This is a genomic window from Pseudomonas sp. ANT_J12 (assembly GCF_008370045.1).
Lineage (GTDB): Bacteria > Pseudomonadota > Gammaproteobacteria > Pseudomonadales > Pseudomonadaceae > Aquipseudomonas.
In genome coordinates, this window is record NZ_VOBN01000014.1 from 49549 (window position 1) to 64697 (window position 15149).

Below are 15149 nucleotides of genomic sequence, written 5' to 3' on the forward strand. Positions count from 1 at the left end.
CGCGTTGCATCGATGCAGGCTCGGCACGACAACCCAAAGGGAGGCCAGGAGATGAAGGAATGCCAGGTAACGACCGATAAGGACTCGGTGAACTTCGGCGTGGTTGCTGCGGTGCGCGGCAGTGTCGTGGACATTCGTTTCGATGTCGCGCTGCCGCCTATCCACACCCTTCTGCGGGCCGGAGATGCGGGCCGTGTGGCCATCGAGGTGTTGGCCCAACGCGACGAGCGTCACGTACGAGGTATCGCGCTCACTCCCACGCAGGGCCTTGCGCGAGGGATGCTCGTGCACGACACCGGAGGGCCGTTGAAGGCCCCGGTTGGAAATCAGATCCTGTCGCGCATGTTCGACGTCTTTGGCAATACCATCGATCGCCAACCCGCGCTGGACGGTGTGCAGTGGCGCTCTGTGCACCAGACGCCACCGCCGTTGGTGCGCCGCTCAACCAAATCAGAAGTGTTCGAGACCGGTATCAAGGCTATTGATGTGCTCACCCCACTGGAGCGCGGCGGCAAGGCCGGTCTTTTTGGCGGAGCCGGCGTCGGCAAGACGGTGCTGTTGACCGAAATGATCCATAACATGATCGGCCACCAGGAAGGTGTAAGCATCTTTTGCGGTGTCGGGGAGCGTTCTCGAGAAGGCGAGGAGCTTTACCGAGAGATGGAGGCCGCCGGCGTGCTGCCCAACATGGTGATGATTTTTGCGCAGATGAACGAGCCGCCCGGGGCGCGCTTCCGGGTGGGGCATGCCGCGCTGACGATGGCAGAGTACTTCCGCGATGACGAACACCGCGATGTACTGCTGCTCATCGACAATATTTTTCGCTTCATCCAGGCCGGCTCGGAGGTTTCGGGCTTGATGGGGCAGATGCCGTCTCGCTTGGGTTACCAGCCGACGATGGGCACCGAACTCGCGGCGCTGGAAGAGCGTATCGCCAACACTGACAGCGGCGCGATCACCTCGATTCAGGCGGTGTACGTGCCGGCCGACGACTTCACCGACCCGGCGGCGGTGCACACCTTCTCGCACCTTTCGGCGTCCATCGTGTTGTCGCGCAAGCGCGCAAGCGAAGGACTGTTTCCAGCCATAGACCCGCTTCAGTCCAGCTCCAAAGTGCTCACGCCGGGCATCGTCGGCGAGCGCCACTACCAACTGGCGCAGGCCATCCGCCGCACGTTGGCCCAATACGCCGAGCTCAAGGACATCATCGCCATGCTCGGGCTGGAGCAGTTGTCGCCCGACGACCGCAAAGTGGTGGCCCGTGCGCGGCGCCTGGAACGCTTCCTCACGCAGCCATTCTTCACCACCGAGCAGTTCACCAACATGAGCGGCAAACTCGTCAGCCTGCAAGATTCACTGGATGGCTGCGAGCGCATTCTGGCGGATGAGTTCAAGGATTTTCCTGAGAGCGCGCTGTACATGATCGGTGCGGTCGATGAAGCCAAGACCAAGGTTAAAGCCAAAACCGAGGCCGAGCAGCAGGCCAGCCAGGCTGCCAAGGAGCCAAGTCATGTTGTTGATGACATTTAAGGTGTTGCTGCCCTTCGAAGTGTTTGCCGTCGAAACGAACGTGTCGTGCATCGTTGTCGAGACGGCACAAGGGTCATTCGGCTTGCTGCCCCGGCGTCTGGACTGCGTGGCGGCACTTGTACCGGGCATCCTCAGTTTCGAGGTCGAATCGCAAGGCGAAGTGTTCCTGGCGCTGGACGAGGGCGTGCTAGTCAAGACCGGGCCGGATGTGGTGATTTCGGCGCGGCGGGCGTCGCGCGGCGCTGATCTGGCTCGGCTGCGTGAGGCAGTCGAGCAGGAATTCCTGACGCTGGACACGCATGAACAAGCCATGCGCCAGACCATGGCTCGGCTGGAAACCGGGTTTATGCGCCGGTTCGTTTCTTTGCGCGATCACTTGTCATGAAACCGGATCCCAAGCGCACGCCTGCCGGCCAGACGCTGGCTGAACAGGTCGGCGCCAAAGCGGCCCGCAAACTCAAGGCGCGCCAAAGGGGCACGCCAGTGGTGTGGTTCGGCTTGGGCATGATGGGCTTGATCGGCTGGTCGGTGGTGGTCCCGACATTGCTCGGCGCGGCCCTCGGACTTTGGCTCGATCAGCATCATCCCGGCGGTCACTCTTGGACGCTGGCGCTGCTGGTGGCGGGACTCACCATCGGTTGCCTTAACGCCTGGCACTGGGTGGCAAAGGAAGACCAGGCCATGCACGACGAACGCGATGATAAGGAACAGGGCGATGATTGACCATGGTAGTTGGGCGCTCGTATGGGTGGCCGCGTTGTTGGCAGGCGCCGCGCTGGGGTTCATTTTTTTCGCCGGACTGTGGTGGACGGTGCGCCGCGGCGCCTCGTCGCCGACACCGGCACGCTGGTTTCTAGCCAGCCTGATACTGCGAACCGCCACTGTGTTGTTTGGCTTTTACCTGGTCGGTGCCGGTCAACCGCTGCGGCTGGCTCTGTGCATGCTGGGTTTTCTGCTGGCTCGCATGATCGTCTTGCGTGCCACACAACCGACCGCGGCCGCACTGGCGCCGCCAACATCCGGACCGCCACCATGCGCCTGACACCTGATGCCTGGATCTTTTGGCAATATGGCTTCTTCAAGCTCAATGCCACCATTGTCTTCACCTGGGCACTGATGACCGTGCTGGTGTTGGGCGCAGCGATGATCACGCGCCGCCTCGCCACCGGTCACCAACGCTCACGCTGGCAGAACCTGCTGGAGATCGTAGTGACTGCGATCGTCGGGCAGATCAAAGACGTCGGCCTGCAGCAGCCTCAACGCTACCTGAGTTTTCTCGGCACGTTGTTCCTGTTCATCGCTGCGGCGGCGTTGGCCACGGTGATCCCCGGTTACGAGCCTCCCACCGCGTCGCTGTCGACCACCGTAGCGCTGGCCCTGTGCGTGCTGGTGGCAGTGCCGCTGTTCGGCATCTCCGGTCAGGGGTTGGCGGGATACCTGAAGTCGTACATGCAGCCGACGCCGATCATGTTGCCCTTCAACCTCATCAGTGAGGCGTCGCGGACGCTGGCGCTGGCTGTGCGTCTGTTTGGCAACATGATGAGCGGCGCGATGATCATCGCCATCCTGTTATCGATCACGCCGTTCGTCTTCCCCATCGTTATGACAGTGCTGGGCTTGCTCACCGGTATGGTACAGGCCTACATCTTTACCATTCTGGCGGCGGTGTACATCGCGGCGGCCACGCGTAGCAGCAAAACGGTCAAAAAGCCTTCGCCAGCGGCAACGGACTGAGCGGCTATTACTCTTCCTCCCAACTCATATATAGGCACTTTATGGACTCTCTCACCTGGATCGCCATCGCCTCCATTGTCATGGCCGGCCTGACCACCGGCTTCGGTACGATGGCCCCCGCGCTCGCCGAGGGAAGGGCTGTAGCCACGGCGCTCAGTTCGCTGGCCCAGCAGCCCGATGCGTCGGCAACCATCACCCGTACACTATTTGTCGGCCTGGCGATGATCGAATCGACGGCCATCTACTGCTTTGTGGTGTCGATGATCCTGATCTTCGCCAACCCGTTCTGGAATGCCGCTGTCACAGCGGCCGCCCAGGCGGCAGGTAAATAGACCGTGCTCATCGACTGGTTCACCGTCGCCGCCCAAGTGCTGAATTTCATCATACTGGTGTGGTTGATGAAGCGTTTTCTGTATCAGCCCGTACTGAACGCCATTGCGGCGCGGGAAGAGAAAATTGCAGTCGAACTCAAAGACGCCGCCGAAACCAAGGCTAAAGCCCATCAGCAGCAAGACGAGTTCGAGAAGAAAAACCAGTCCTTCGACGAACAGCGGGCCGCTTTGCTGAGTAAGGCCACCGATGAAGCAAACGATCAGCGAGTGCGGCTGCTGGCCGAGGCTCGCAAAACGGCTGATGCTGCAAGCGCGGTGAGAGCAAAGGCACTGGTGACCGAAAGACAACATCTGCATGCAGATTTCTTCCACCACACTCAACAGCAGTTCTACGACATTTCACGTCGGGTGCTCGGTGACTTGGCATCTGTCAGCCTTGAGCAGCGGACTTGCGAAGTCTTCATCCAACGCCTGCGAGCTCTCAACGGCACCGCGCTGGACGAGTTGACCGCCGCGCTGAAGGGCACGTCTGATGGCGAGCCGGCTCGATTGCGCAGCGCATTCGAGTTGCCGACAGCGCAACGTACCTTGATCCAAGCTGGCCTGGATGAGTTGTTCGGGCAGGCAATTGCGCTCAAGTTCGAGACCGCACCGGAGCTGGTCAGCGGTATTGAGTTCAGCGTCCAGGGGCTGAAACTGGCCTGGAGCATTTCTGATTACCTTGATGCCCTGTCATCAGATATGAACGAGCAACTGCGCTCAACGGAGCGCACATGACGATGACCAAGTCGTTAGACGCTACGCTGCAAAGCACACTGGAAGATGCGTTCGCCAGCATCAGCCAACGACTCCAGACCTTCAAGCCGCAACTGGCATTGCACGAAGTGGGTACGGTCGTTAGCGTCGCCACTGGCATTGCCCGTGTCCATGGGTTGCCGCATCTGGGGTTCGAGGAATTACTGCTGTTTTCCGGTGGCTTGTCGGGCATCGCGTTCAATCTGGACGAGGAGGGTGTCGATGTGGTGCTGCTGGGCGACTACGCTCACCTGCGCGCCGGTCAGGAGGTGCGGCGTACTGGCCGGGTGATGGACGTGGCCGTGGGCGATGCGCTGTTGGGCCGGGTGATTGATCCACTCGGCCGGCCACTGGACGGCGGTGCAAAGGTGGCGACCCAAGAGCGCCTGCCCATCGAACGGCCGGCGGCGCCCATCATGGACCGCGCGCCCGTGACCGAGCCGCTGCAAAGCGGGCTGAAAGTCATCGACGCGCTGATCCCCATCGGCCGGGGCCAGCGCGAACTGATCCTGGGCGACCGCCAGACCGGCAAGACAGCGATCGCCATCGATACCATCTTCAATCAACGTGACAAGAACGTGTTGTGCGTTTACTGCGCCATCGGCCAACGAGCGTCGGCAGTGGCCAAGGCGGTGGCCAACCTGCGCGAGAAGGGGGCGATGGCCTATACCGTGGTGGTGGTAGCCGAAGGCAACGAGGCGCCCGGACTGTCCTACATCGCACCGTACGCCGCCACCAGCATCGCCGAGTACTTCATGGAAGCGGGGCGCGACGTGCTGATTGTCTATGACGACCTGACTCACCACGCGCGTGCCTATCGTGAACTGTCCCTGCTACTGCGGCGACCGCCAGGGCGCGAGGCCTTTCCGGGCGATATTTTCTACATCCATTCGCGCATGCTGGAGCGCGCCACTCATCTGAGTAAGGAGCGCGGCGGTGGCTCGATGACTGCGTTGCCCATCATCGAGACCGAAGCACAGAACATATCGGCCTATATCCCAACCAATCTGATCTCCATTACCGACGGGCAGATTGTGCTGTCGCCGTCACTGTTCGAACTCGGTGTACTGCCGGCCATCGATGTCGGCCAGTCGGTGTCGCGCGTGGGTGGCAAGGCGCAGCGCGCGGCTTATCGGGCAGTGGCGGGCGACCTCAAACTAGCCTATGCACAATTCGAGGAGCTGGAGACCTTTGCGCGCTTCGGCGCTCGGCTGGACGAGGATACGCGGCAGTCCATCATCCACGGAAAGCGTATCCGCGCCTGCCTCGGCCAACCCGAGTTCTCGCCGGTGACGGTGCCCGCTCAGATCGCCATCTTGCTGGCATTGAATGCGGCACTCTTCGACGCGGTACCGCTTGATCGCATGGCTGCTGCACAGCACGCCGTGGAAGAGGCTGCCAATGGGCTCCCGGATGACGTCGGCAAGCGACTGGCAGATGTCGGTCCGCTGACTGACACTGATCGCAAGCAGGTCAGCGAAGCTGCGCGTCAGGCACTTGCAGCGTTTCTGGCGCCGCCCGTGACAGACACCAAGGAAACCTGATGGCCGCCTCCATCACCGCACTGCGCCGCCAAATCAGTAGCGCAGGTGACCTTAAGTCAGTGGTTCGGGTCATGAAAGCATCGGCGGCCTCGGCGATTGGACAATACGAGCGATCAGTGGCCGCACTCGCCGACTACGCGCACACGGTTGAACTCGGTCTGGGCGTGTGTCTTCGCTCGGTCGATCCAACGGCAGCGTACGCTCCGTTCTCCTCGTCGCACGCCGATGACATTGAGGTACACGCCGTTGTATTCGGCTCCGATCAGGGGCTGGTGGGACGGTTCAACGAGGAAGTCGTCGACTACGCGATGGCGCAGCTCGCGTCTTCCCCGGTGAAGGTTTGGGCGGTTGGCGAACGTGTGCATGAACGACTTCTCGATGCCGGCATGACGCCCGAAGGCTTGTTTGCCGTGCCTGGATCGGTAGAGCAAATCACGCAACTGGTCGGACAGATTCTGCAAACGGTCCAGATCCCGGAAAGCGGAGCCGTGGGTGGGCGGCAAAGTGCAACGCTGATTCTTTTCTATAACCGGCCGGCTGGCAGCGGTTATCACCCGGTCAGCCAGCGACTGTTACCTCTGGACGAGCATTGGCAGCTTGGACTGGCACAGCCGCCCTGGCCCACCGTTCAACGGCCCGAAGTCCTAAGCGCAAACGCGCAGACACTGCGCGCCTTCATCCGCGAGCACCTGTTTGTTTCACTGTTTCGTGCCAGTGCCGAGTCGTTGGCCAGTGAAAACGCCAGCCGTCTAGCTGCGATGCAGCGCGCAGATCGAAACATCGGCGAACTTCTGCTGGACCTCAACGCTACCTACCATCGTTTACGCCAAGCCGGCATCGACGAGGAGCTCTTTGACGTGATCTCTGGTTTTGACGCCTTGTCGCCGAATGCCGATGCCACCCCTTAACGCTAAACGCACTGTGTGTGCTGTCGAACAGACAGGCCAACGTACGGCTAACAGAATGAGGACAGATGGTCTGCCAACTCACGCTATTGAAGCGGTGGCAGGCAATAACCTGTTGAGGTACTTCCTATGACCCAGCCGTTATCTGCTGTTTACCAATACATCGTCAGGGAGCTCGCGCCCACCGAGCACGCGTTGGATGAAGCACCGGTTTCCATCGTCTGCGAGCCGGTCAAAGTGCCTGGCAGTCCAAGTGCACATGGCAGGATAACCATGCATCTCGCGGCGGGCACCACGCTTGAAGAAGCGCAGGCCATCGCGAGCACGCTGCAAGCCAAGGTCAAGGGGCTGTTTCATTTGAAAGCCTCGGCGGACGAGCCTGTTTAGTTTGAGTTTGATGACTTGCCTCGGGACGGATTGGCCTGTGTAAAGCGCTTCTCGTTCATCCCCCGTGTATTTGCATAGGAAACCGACGTCATGACCGAAGGTGTGAATTCTGAAGTTGGCCGACTGCGTCGCGTGCTGGTTTGCCGACCTGGGCTGGCGCAACAGCGCTTGACGCCCGCGAACTGCCGCGACTTGCTGTTTGACGACGTGTTATGGGTGTCGCAGGCGCGCAATGAACACGACGCCTTCACCAATGCGATGGTGGAGCGCGAGGTGGAGGTGCTGGAGTTGCATGATTTACTTGCCTCCACCATGGCTGACCCAATCGCCCGTGCTTGGCTGCTTGACCGCAAACTCAGCCCTGGCACCGTCGATGTTGAGCTTGCGCAACAACTGCGGCCATGGCTGGAGGCGCTACCGCCGCTACGTCTGGCCGAGCACTTGATTGGCGGGCTGGCGCGCTCCGAGCTGCCGTTCGAACCCGAAGGCCTGCTGGCACGCTTTGCTGCCGCGTCTGATTTCCTGCTGCCGCCGCTACCCAACACGCTGTTCAGCCGCGACAGTAGTTGCTGGGTCGGGAAGGGAGTGGTGCTGTGCCCGATGCACTGGCCTGCACGCCGACAAGAGACGCTGCTGACCGCCGCGGTCTATCGTTTCCATCCGCTGTTCGCCGGTCGGGTGACAACATGGTGGGGTGATCCAGACCAGGATCACGGCAGTGCCTGCCTGGAAGGCGGGGACGTGATGCCGCTGGGGCAGGGCGTGGTGCTGATCGGTATGGGCGAGCGCACGTCGCCACAGGCTGTGAGCCAACTCGCCCGAGCCCTGTTTGCTCAAGGAGCGGCGACCCTCGTGTTGGCCGCACAGATTCCGAAATCGCGCGGTGCGATGCACCTGGACACCGTCATTACCTTTTGCGACGTGGACTTGGTGACGTGTTTCCCGGACATGGTCGATGCGATCCGCGTGCACAGTCTGCGACCGGGCCAGCGTGAGGGCAGCCTGGACGTGCGCACCGAGAGCGGTGCTTTCCTAAGTGTCCTGGCCGCTGCGCTGGGACTGCCCAAATTGCGATCAGTCGCCACCGGCGGTGACGTCTGGCAGGCCGAACGCGAGCAATGGGATGACGGTAATAACTTGCTGGCGTTAGCGCCTGTTGTGGTGATGGGCTACGCGCGCAACACGCACACCAATACCCTGTTACGTAAAGCCGGTGTCGAGGTGATCACCGTCTCCGGTTCTGAACTGGGCCGCGGACGCGGTGGCAGCCATTGCATGTCGTGCCCGATCGAGCGCGATGCGCTCTGACATTCAACCAAATGCGGGAGTCACCATGAGTTTCAACCTGCGAAATCGTAGCTTGCTAGCACTCGAGGACTACGAGCCGGATGCAATCCGCTTTCTGCTCGACCTGGCAGCGGAGCTTAAACGTTCGAAAGCCGTGGGCAACGAACGGCCATCCCTGAAGGGCAAGAACATCGTGTTGATCTTCGAGAAGCCGTCGACGCGCACCCGCTGCGCCTTTGAGGTAGCGGTGCACGATCAGGGAGGACACGTCACTTATCTGGATGCAGGCAGCTCGCAACTGGGGCACAAGGAATCGCTAAAGGACACTGCCCGGGTGCTCGGGCGCTATTACGACGGCATCGAGTACCGAGGCTTCCACCAAAGCGTGGTCGAGGAACTTGCACGCTACGCCAACGTGCCGGTCTGGAATGGTCTGACCGATGAAAGACACCCCACCCAAATACTCGCCGACTTGATGACGATGCAGGAGTTTGGAGAGAAACCACTGCACGAGTTGAGCTTTTGCTATCTGGGTGATGCCAGTTTCAACATGGGCTGTTCACTTTTGGTGGGTGGCACAAAGATGGGCATGGATGTCCGTATTTGTGCCCCCGCCACTTTACAACCGCCCCCCGAACTGGTCGCGCAAATGCGCGAACTGGCTCGCAGTACCGGGGCACGCATCACCTTGGAGACAGACCCGTTGAAAGCGGTGGTTGGCGCCGACTTTCTTTACACCGATGTTTGGGTGTCTATGGGCGAGGACGACGCGGTGTGGCAGCAGCGTATTGATCAACTGCTGCCCTATCAGGTAACGACCGCACTGATGCAGGCCACCGGCAAGCCGCGCACAAAGTTCATGCACTGCCTGCCTGCATTCCATGGGATGGATACAGAAGTCGGTCGCCAGGTGCACGAGAAGTACGGTCTGACCGAGATCGAGGTCACCGACGAGGTGTTCGAGTCTGATACCTCAATTGTCTTCACCCAGGCCGAGAACCGTATGCACACCATCAAGGCTGTCCTGGTGGCTACGCTCGGATGACCCTTTTCGGAGTACGCTCATGAAGGTTGTGGTTGCATTGGGTGGAAATGCGCTGTTACGACGCGACCAACCTCCAACAGCGGAAAATCAGCTAGAGAACATCCGCGCCGCCGCTCTGCAACTGGCACGAGTGGCCGAGCAGCACGATCTGGTGTTGACGCATGGCAATGGACCTCAGGTGGGTTTGTTGGCGCTTCAGGCTGCCGCCTACGAGAAGGTGGCAGCTTACCCACTGGATGTGTTGGGCGCGCAGACTGACGGCATGCTCGGTTACCTGCTGGAGCAGGAGCTCGCCAACGCGCTGCCCGCTTCGCGTACGGTGACGACGCTCATCACGCGGGTAGAGGTCGACCCGCAGGACCCTGCTTTCAGTCATCCCAGTAAGCCAATTGGACCGATGTACACAAAGGCAGACTCCGAGCGTATTGCGTCGGAAAAGAATTGGGTCATGGCGGCGGACGGTGCAGCGTTCCGGCGCGTCGTCGCATCGCCCGCGCCGTTGCGTGTACTTGGACTTCAGGCGATCCGCTGGCTGCTGGAACATGGCGCGCTCGTCATCGCCGCCGGCGGCGGAGGCATTCCGGTGGCACGCACGGGCGCGAGTGGTGATAGCAGGCTGCACGGCGTGTCTGCTGTGATCGACAAGGATCTGTGCACCAGCTTGCTCGCGCGCGAGCTTCAAGCCGACTTGCTAATCATCGCTACTGACGTGCCGGCGGTCTACATCGACTGGGGCTTACCCACGCAGCGCGCGCTCGGCGAAGTGACGCCGCAGGATCTCGCCAAATACCACTTCGCTGAAGGATCGATGGGACCGAAGGTCGAGGCCGCACGAGACTTTGTACTCGCTACCGGCAAACGTGCAGTGATCGGTTCGCTCGACCAGATCGAGGAAATGCTCGCTGGCAACGCGGGTACCCGAGTTTACCTTGCGAAAGCCAATGGTGCGGTGTGACGATCAAATTCAACCTGCATTGCATTCCCACTGTAGGGAGCACTGACTATGCGTAGGCGCTCCGACCCACTGGTTCACCGAGGAGCCTTGGCTATAGAAGCACAGCGGGGAAGTCCTCCTCCCCGCGAATCCTTGTATTGCAATCTTTTGGCAAGCTGACTGGCACGGGGGGGCGCCGGTCACTGTTTTGCAATCATTTGGCCTGTGCCGGTTGGAGCTCATCATTTATCCGGTTAATCTCGCGCTCACAACAGTGCTGCAACTCAACTGGAATCCTCTCGGGTGATCAAACCGCTATTGCTGATTCGCCGCCGTTTTGCCTCGATCCGTTGGCGTACTCGAGTCACGCTCTGGGTGGCCGCTACCCTCGCGGGGCTGCTGGTTGTGATGTTCGCCCGACTGGCCGACCTGGCACTGACGCAATTTGCCCAACAGACCGCCGAACGGCCTTGGCTGCCCTTTGTATACACACCGCTGGTGGGCATGCTGGTGGTGTGGCTTACCACACGTTTTTTTGTTGGCTCACAGGGCAGTGGGATCCCGCAGGTTATCGCCGCTACCCGACTGGCGCACCAAGGTAAGCCGGTCGATAAACTAGTGTCTTTACGTATCGCATTAGCCAAGATCGGTCTTGGTACCCTGGCACTCACCGGTGGTTTTTCGGCCGGACGCGAAGGCCCTTCGGTTCAGGTCGCCGCCTCGATCATGCATTTTTTTAACCGCTATTTGCCCAACGCACGAATCATTCGCAGCGAAGACTTGATCCTCGCTGGCGGCGCAGCGGGCATTGCTGCAGCATTCAACACGCCTTTGGCCGGTGTGGCCTTTGCGGTTGAGGAGCTCGGGCGCAAGCTGGAAACCCGAACCAGCGGGGTCTTGCTCAGCACGATTATCTTGTCGGGGATGGTCGCGATTGTCTTGCAGGGCAACTACAACTATTTCGGCCACTTCGACGTTCAAGATATCCAGCTCGACATCGTTGTCCCGGTGCTGGCGATTGGCATTGGATGTGGTCTTCTGGGTGGATTGTTCAGCCGGATGCTGCTGTGGCCGCAGCGCCATCATCGATTTGTCGTCTGGGAATGGCGCCGCGTGCATCCCGTCTGGTTCGCCGGTATATGTGGAATGATCGTGGCGATACTCGGTTGGCTCAGTGGCGGTATGTCGTTCGGCAGTGGTTACGGGATCACATCCCAGATCATCACGTCCGATATCGGCCTGCCATGGCATGCGCCCATTACGCGTTTTCTCGCGACGGTGGTGACTTACTTTTCCGGTATTCCCGGCGGCATTTTCGCCCCCTCCCTGGCGGTAGGAGCGGCCATTGGAGCCAACGTCGCGGAACTCTTCGGTCTGGCTGCACAGCCGATGATTGCTCTGTGTATGGTCGGTTTTCTGTCTGCTGTAACGCAGTCGCCGATCACGTCAGCGATTATCGTGATGGAGATGATCGACAGCCACGGTATGGTGATCAGTCTGTTGGCTGTAGCGCTGATAGCCAAAGCGGTCAGTGCCAGGATGGGGCCTGAGTTGTATCAGCAATTGGCCCGTGGTTTTTTGCACGCCCCGGACAGTGGCGCAGCCCCGCGAAAACCAGATTGAACTAGCGGATCAGTTGTCGAGCCGCTGCCCTGAGTGTTTGTTTGTCTTCCTCCAATGTCAGCGACAGGTCTGAGCGTTTGAGTAGAAGGCCTGCGTGCCTGGCACAAGCATCCTTGAACATCTCGGGGTTTATCTGCGCCAGGCTGACAAGCGCCTTCATCATGCGAAGGTCTACTTCGAGCAAGCTCGCGCCATCTCTGGCAATCGGCGCAAAAAAGTCATCGAACAGATCATCTACAGTCAGGCCGCGGAGGTAAACCTGCTCGCAGTCTTCATCGATTTTCGCTGCGGGGTCTTGTGGTTTACCCCAGCAGGAGAGGCTTCTGATCCCCCGGCCAATAACGTCAATGGCAGTCCCTGGGTCGTTGACTGCCGGCGACAAGGCGCGAGAGGCGATTTCCGACAGCACCGACAACCCGAACCTGGGATCGTGTTCAAACGTTCGGCGTACGTCAATGGTCAACGTGGCGAGGATTTTTTTGGTGCTGGCGTGCAACTCGTCTACGCGCTCCGCGTTCAAGCTCACCGTTCGGGCGAGCGGCATGCCCAGATGCACAAAAGTTCCCGGAAGGATGTCCAGAAAAACCTGTATCTCGTCTGCTTTTGCAACGGCGCCTAACGCGTGTACGTCGATGTGTTGGACGTACCCGGTTTGGTGGCTTGTGATTGTTTGAGCCAAGGGTGGAATCATCCACTCGGCAGGGTAAGCGGCACCGCCCAAATGAGGCCATTGGACCCTGTTGTTAATTGCGGCGATTGTCGCCTGTTCGACACGATCAATGGTTTCACCCACCCGTCCGAGCTTGGACAGGTGATCGATCCAGCGCAGAAGTGTGTAAACAATCAGAATCACCACGACTATCGTCACTGCAAATAGCAGAACCCTTCCTTGTGTTCCGTAGGCCCCTGTACTCAGTGCAATGATTCCCACCAGGCTAAACAGAAACGAGCCGATAAAGGTGGCAAGGGCATTTTGCGTGGTGGTGTCTTCCATCACCAGTGTGGTGGCTCGGGGCGTCACGCCACTGCTGGCTGCACCGTAGGCGGTTACCATCGTGCTTAACGAAAAAGTGGTCACTGCGAGCATGCTTGAGGCGATGATGCCCAGGATCTTGTCGACAGCGTCGGCGCCGATACGGGCGGGCAATGATTCGGGTATGTAGTCTTTGAAGACAACGGCGAGCAACGCTGTTGCCACGCCTAGCAGCGAAAACAGCGTGGCTCTGAACCATAGCCGTTTGGTCAGTTGTTGTAACAGCCAGCGCCAGCGAGCGATCATTTTTCATACCTTTTGATAGTGGGGTGATCAGTCAGTGGTTTCAGGTTTCGGTCAGCAAAGACGGGGGGTGACTTTCCTTGGTTGGGTTCTCATAAGTAAGGATGGTTCATTCAGCAGTCACCCTAGCCGCAATCTTCGAATAAACCCGAGGGAGAATAAAGTTTTGAGGTGGACGTACCCCTTAATAGGCGAGAATCAGGTCGACACGTTGCGATCCTGCTGATCGCACTTGGAAGTTGCGGACCCAGGAGGCGTAGCCTCCGATATCGCGTGGCACAAATTTGTCAGGTTACTTCTATGTCGATCGCAGCAATACGGCTCATTGGCTTCATCTTAGGTATTTTTCTTATTACGTTGGCCGTCAGTATGGCTATTCCCATGATCACGTTGGTGGTCTATGAGCGCCGCGACGATCTGTCAGCCTTTCTCTGGTCCAGTTTGATTACCTTCATCTGTGGTCTGTTATTGGTCGCTCGTGGGCGCCCCGATACTGCGCAACTTCGTCCGCGAGATATGTACTTGCTGACCACCGGCAGTTGGGTGGTGGTGTGTACCTTCGCTGCGTTGCCGATGGTCTTTATCAGCCAAATCAGTTACACCGACGCTTTTTTTGAAACCATGTCCGGTATCACTACTACCGGATCAACGGTACTGAGTGGTTTGGACACAGCCTCTCCTGGATTGTTGATCTGGCGTTCGATGTTGCACTGGTTGGGAGGTATCGGCTTTATCGGTATGGCCGTGGCGATCCTTCCTCTATTGCGAGTGGGCGGCATGCGTCTTTTTCAGACAGAGTCTTCAGACTGGTCGGAGAAAGTGACCCCGCGCTCCCATGTGGCAGCCAAGTACATCCTTTTCCTCTATCTGGGGCTAACGGGCGCCGGAGCACTGGCGCTCTGGATGGCCGGAATGACGCCGTTTGAAGCAGTCAACCACGCCATGTCGTTGATCTCTACCGGGGGATTCTCAACCTCGGACGCGTCACTTGGGCATTGGACACAGCCAGCTATTCATTGGGTAGCGGTGGTGATCATGATTCTGGGCAGTCTGCCCTTTACCTTGTATGTCGCGACATTGCGCGGTCATCGACGTGCGCTACTGAAAGATCATCAGGTGCGCGGATTTATCGGGTTCTTGATCGTTACCTGGCTGGCGGTGGGGACCTGGCTGTGCTTTCACAGTGATTACGGATGGTGGGATGCGTTTCGTATCGTGGCAGTCAATGTGACCTCGGTCGTCACGACCACCGGTGTTGCGGTAGGTGATTACACCTTATGGGGCAGCTTCGCCGTCCTGCTCTTTTTCTATCTGACCTTCGTCGGTGGATGTTCAGGCTCCACGGCCGGTGGTCTCAAGATTTTTCGTTTTCAGGTGGCTGCCGCGTTACTGGTCAGTAGCTTGAAACAACTGATTCATCCACGGGCAGTGATTCAGAAAAAGTACAACGGCCATCCGATTGATGAGGAGATCGTGCGCTCACTTTTGACCTTTTCGTTTTTCTTCACGATCACGATTGCCGCTATTGCCCTGGGCCTGGCTCTGATTGGACTTGACTGGACAACAGCATTGAGCGGCGCCGCTACGGCGGTGTGTAACGTAGGGCCAGGGCTTGGCACGATCATTGGGCCAGCAGGTAATTTTTCATCATTACCTGATTCCGCAAAATGGCTATTGACCGTTGGAATGCTCCTTGGAAGGCTGGAAATTCTGACGGTGCTGGTGCTTGTAACGCCAGTGTTCTGGAGATACTGAGC

At 59.2% G+C, this 15149-nt stretch carries 16 protein-coding genes; 15 read left to right on the forward strand and 1 reads right to left on the reverse strand.

What is annotated here, in order from left to right; all coding sequences use genetic code 11:
- Positions 1 to 51 precede the first annotated feature (51 nt).
- The 14 genes from atpD to FQ192_RS24045 all read left to right on the forward strand — a co-directional run bounded on the left by atpD (position 52) and on the right by FQ192_RS24045 (position 12116).
- Positions 52 to 1530 carry a F0F1 ATP synthase subunit beta gene (gene atpD, locus FQ192_RS23980; RefSeq protein ID WP_149660769.1) on the forward strand — a complete coding sequence of 493 codons (1479 nt, stop codon included), beginning with the start codon at positions 52 to 54 and terminating at the stop codon, positions 1528 to 1530.
- Positions 1511 to 1915: a F0F1 ATP synthase subunit epsilon gene (locus tag FQ192_RS23985; RefSeq protein WP_149660770.1), complete on the forward strand. Its 405-nt coding sequence runs from the start codon at positions 1511 to 1513 to the stop codon at positions 1913 to 1915. Before atpD ends, FQ192_RS23985 begins: the two co-directional genes overlap by 20 nt.
- Positions 1912 to 2253, forward strand: a complete 342-nt coding sequence (locus tag FQ192_RS23990) for an AtpZ/AtpI family protein (protein WP_149660771.1) — start codon at positions 1912 to 1914, stop codon at positions 2251 to 2253. Before FQ192_RS23985 ends, FQ192_RS23990 begins: the two co-directional genes overlap by 4 nt.
- Positions 2246 to 2572: an ATP synthase subunit I gene (locus FQ192_RS23995; RefSeq protein ID WP_101206737.1), complete on the forward strand. Its 327-nt coding sequence runs from the start codon at positions 2246 to 2248 to the stop codon at positions 2570 to 2572. The genes FQ192_RS23990 and FQ192_RS23995 overlap by 8 nt, the downstream gene beginning before the upstream one ends.
- Positions 2563 to 3264 carry a F0F1 ATP synthase subunit A gene (locus tag FQ192_RS24000; RefSeq protein WP_101206738.1) on the forward strand — a complete coding sequence of 234 codons (702 nt, stop codon included), beginning with the start codon at positions 2563 to 2565 and terminating at the stop codon, positions 3262 to 3264. The genes FQ192_RS23995 and FQ192_RS24000 overlap by 10 nt, the downstream gene beginning before the upstream one ends.
- A 41-nt stretch (positions 3265 to 3305) precedes the next feature.
- On the forward strand, positions 3306 to 3596 hold the full coding sequence (locus FQ192_RS24005) for a F0F1 ATP synthase subunit C (protein WP_101206739.1): 291 nt from the start codon (positions 3306 to 3308) through the stop codon (positions 3594 to 3596).
- Positions 3597 to 3599: 3 nt separating this feature from the next.
- On the forward strand, positions 3600 to 4373 hold the full coding sequence (locus tag FQ192_RS24010; protein ID WP_149660772.1) for a F0F1 ATP synthase subunit B: 774 nt from the start codon (positions 3600 to 3602) through the stop codon (positions 4371 to 4373).
- Positions 4370 to 5935, forward strand: coding sequence for an alternate F1F0 ATPase, F1 subunit alpha (locus FQ192_RS24015; RefSeq protein ID WP_306108899.1), 1566 nt, complete (start codon positions 4370 to 4372; stop codon positions 5933 to 5935). The genes FQ192_RS24010 and FQ192_RS24015 overlap by 4 nt, the downstream gene beginning before the upstream one ends.
- Positions 5935 to 6843: a F0F1 ATP synthase subunit gamma gene (locus tag FQ192_RS24020; protein ID WP_149660773.1), complete on the forward strand. Its 909-nt coding sequence runs from the start codon at positions 5935 to 5937 to the stop codon at positions 6841 to 6843. The genes FQ192_RS24015 and FQ192_RS24020 overlap by 1 nt, the downstream gene beginning before the upstream one ends.
- Before the next feature lie 126 nt (positions 6844 to 6969).
- Positions 6970 to 7227, forward strand: a complete 258-nt coding sequence (locus FQ192_RS24025) for a hypothetical protein (protein WP_149660774.1) — start codon at positions 6970 to 6972, stop codon at positions 7225 to 7227.
- Positions 7228 to 7317: 90 nt separating this feature from the next.
- A complete protein-coding gene (locus tag FQ192_RS24030) occupies positions 7318 to 8535 on the forward strand; it encodes an arginine deiminase (RefSeq protein ID WP_149660775.1) in 1218 nt (405 codons plus the stop codon).
- A 25-nt stretch (positions 8536 to 8560) separates the two neighbouring features.
- Positions 8561 to 9559, forward strand: a complete 999-nt coding sequence (gene argF / locus FQ192_RS24035) for an ornithine carbamoyltransferase (RefSeq protein WP_149660776.1) — start codon at positions 8561 to 8563, stop codon at positions 9557 to 9559.
- Between the two features lie 19 nt (positions 9560 to 9578).
- Positions 9579 to 10514: a carbamate kinase gene (gene arcC, locus FQ192_RS24040; protein ID WP_149660777.1), complete on the forward strand. Its 936-nt coding sequence runs from the start codon at positions 9579 to 9581 to the stop codon at positions 10512 to 10514.
- Between the two features lie 282 nt (positions 10515 to 10796).
- Entirely contained in the window at positions 10797 to 12116 is a 1320-nt protein-coding gene (locus tag FQ192_RS24045; RefSeq protein WP_149660778.1) for a chloride channel protein, read from the forward strand.
- Between the two features lies 1 nt (position 12117).
- Here FQ192_RS24045 and FQ192_RS24050 read toward each other — a convergent pair whose 3' ends face one another.
- On the reverse strand, positions 12118 to 13395 hold the full coding sequence (locus tag FQ192_RS24050; protein ID WP_149660779.1) for a DUF2254 domain-containing protein: 1278 nt from the start codon (positions 13393 to 13395) through the stop codon (positions 12118 to 12120).
- 297 nt (positions 13396 to 13692) lie between these two features.
- On the opposite strand from FQ192_RS24050, the gene FQ192_RS24055 reads away from it, so the two are divergent.
- Positions 13693 to 15147 carry a TrkH family potassium uptake protein gene (locus tag FQ192_RS24055; RefSeq protein ID WP_149660780.1) on the forward strand — a complete coding sequence of 485 codons (1455 nt, stop codon included), beginning with the start codon at positions 13693 to 13695 and terminating at the stop codon, positions 15145 to 15147.
- Positions 15148 to 15149 lie beyond the last annotated feature (2 nt).

Excerpts from the sequence above, each read along its gene's own strand:
- FQ192_RS23995 (WP_101206737.1), top strand. The coding sequence starts at position 2,246 with ATGATTGACCATGGTAGTTGGGCGCTCGTATGGGTGGCCGCGTTGTTG.
- FQ192_RS24000 (WP_101206738.1), top strand. The coding sequence starts at position 2,563 with ATGCGCCTGACACCTGATGCCTGGATCTTTTGGCAATATGGCTTCTTC.
- FQ192_RS23985 (WP_149660770.1), top strand. The coding sequence starts at position 1,511 with ATGTTGTTGATGACATTTAAGGTGTTGCTGCCCTTCGAAGTGTTTGCC.
- FQ192_RS24005 (WP_101206739.1), top strand. The coding sequence starts at position 3,306 with ATGGACTCTCTCACCTGGATCGCCATCGCCTCCATTGTCATGGCCGGC.
- FQ192_RS24055 (WP_149660780.1), top strand. The coding sequence starts at position 13,693 with ATGTCGATCGCAGCAATACGGCTCATTGGCTTCATCTTAGGTATTTTT.
- FQ192_RS24020 (WP_149660773.1), top strand. The coding sequence starts at position 5,935 with ATGGCCGCCTCCATCACCGCACTGCGCCGCCAAATCAGTAGCGCAGGT.
- FQ192_RS24030 (WP_149660775.1), top strand. The coding sequence starts at position 7,318 with ATGACCGAAGGTGTGAATTCTGAAGTTGGCCGACTGCGTCGCGTGCTG.
- FQ192_RS24015 (WP_306108899.1), top strand. The coding sequence starts at position 4,370 with ATGACGATGACCAAGTCGTTAGACGCTACGCTGCAAAGCACACTGGAA.
- FQ192_RS23990 (WP_149660771.1), top strand. The coding sequence starts at position 1,912 with ATGAAACCGGATCCCAAGCGCACGCCTGCCGGCCAGACGCTGGCTGAA.
- argF (WP_149660776.1), top strand. The coding sequence starts at position 8,561 with ATGAGTTTCAACCTGCGAAATCGTAGCTTGCTAGCACTCGAGGACTAC.
- arcC (WP_149660777.1), top strand. The coding sequence starts at position 9,579 with ATGAAGGTTGTGGTTGCATTGGGTGGAAATGCGCTGTTACGACGCGAC.
- atpD (WP_149660769.1), top strand. The coding sequence starts at position 52 with ATGAAGGAATGCCAGGTAACGACCGATAAGGACTCGGTGAACTTCGGC.
- FQ192_RS24025 (WP_149660774.1), top strand. The coding sequence starts at position 6,970 with ATGACCCAGCCGTTATCTGCTGTTTACCAATACATCGTCAGGGAGCTC.
- FQ192_RS24050 (WP_149660779.1), bottom strand. The coding sequence starts at position 13,395 with ATGATCGCTCGCTGGCGCTGGCTGTTACAACAACTGACCAAACGGCTA.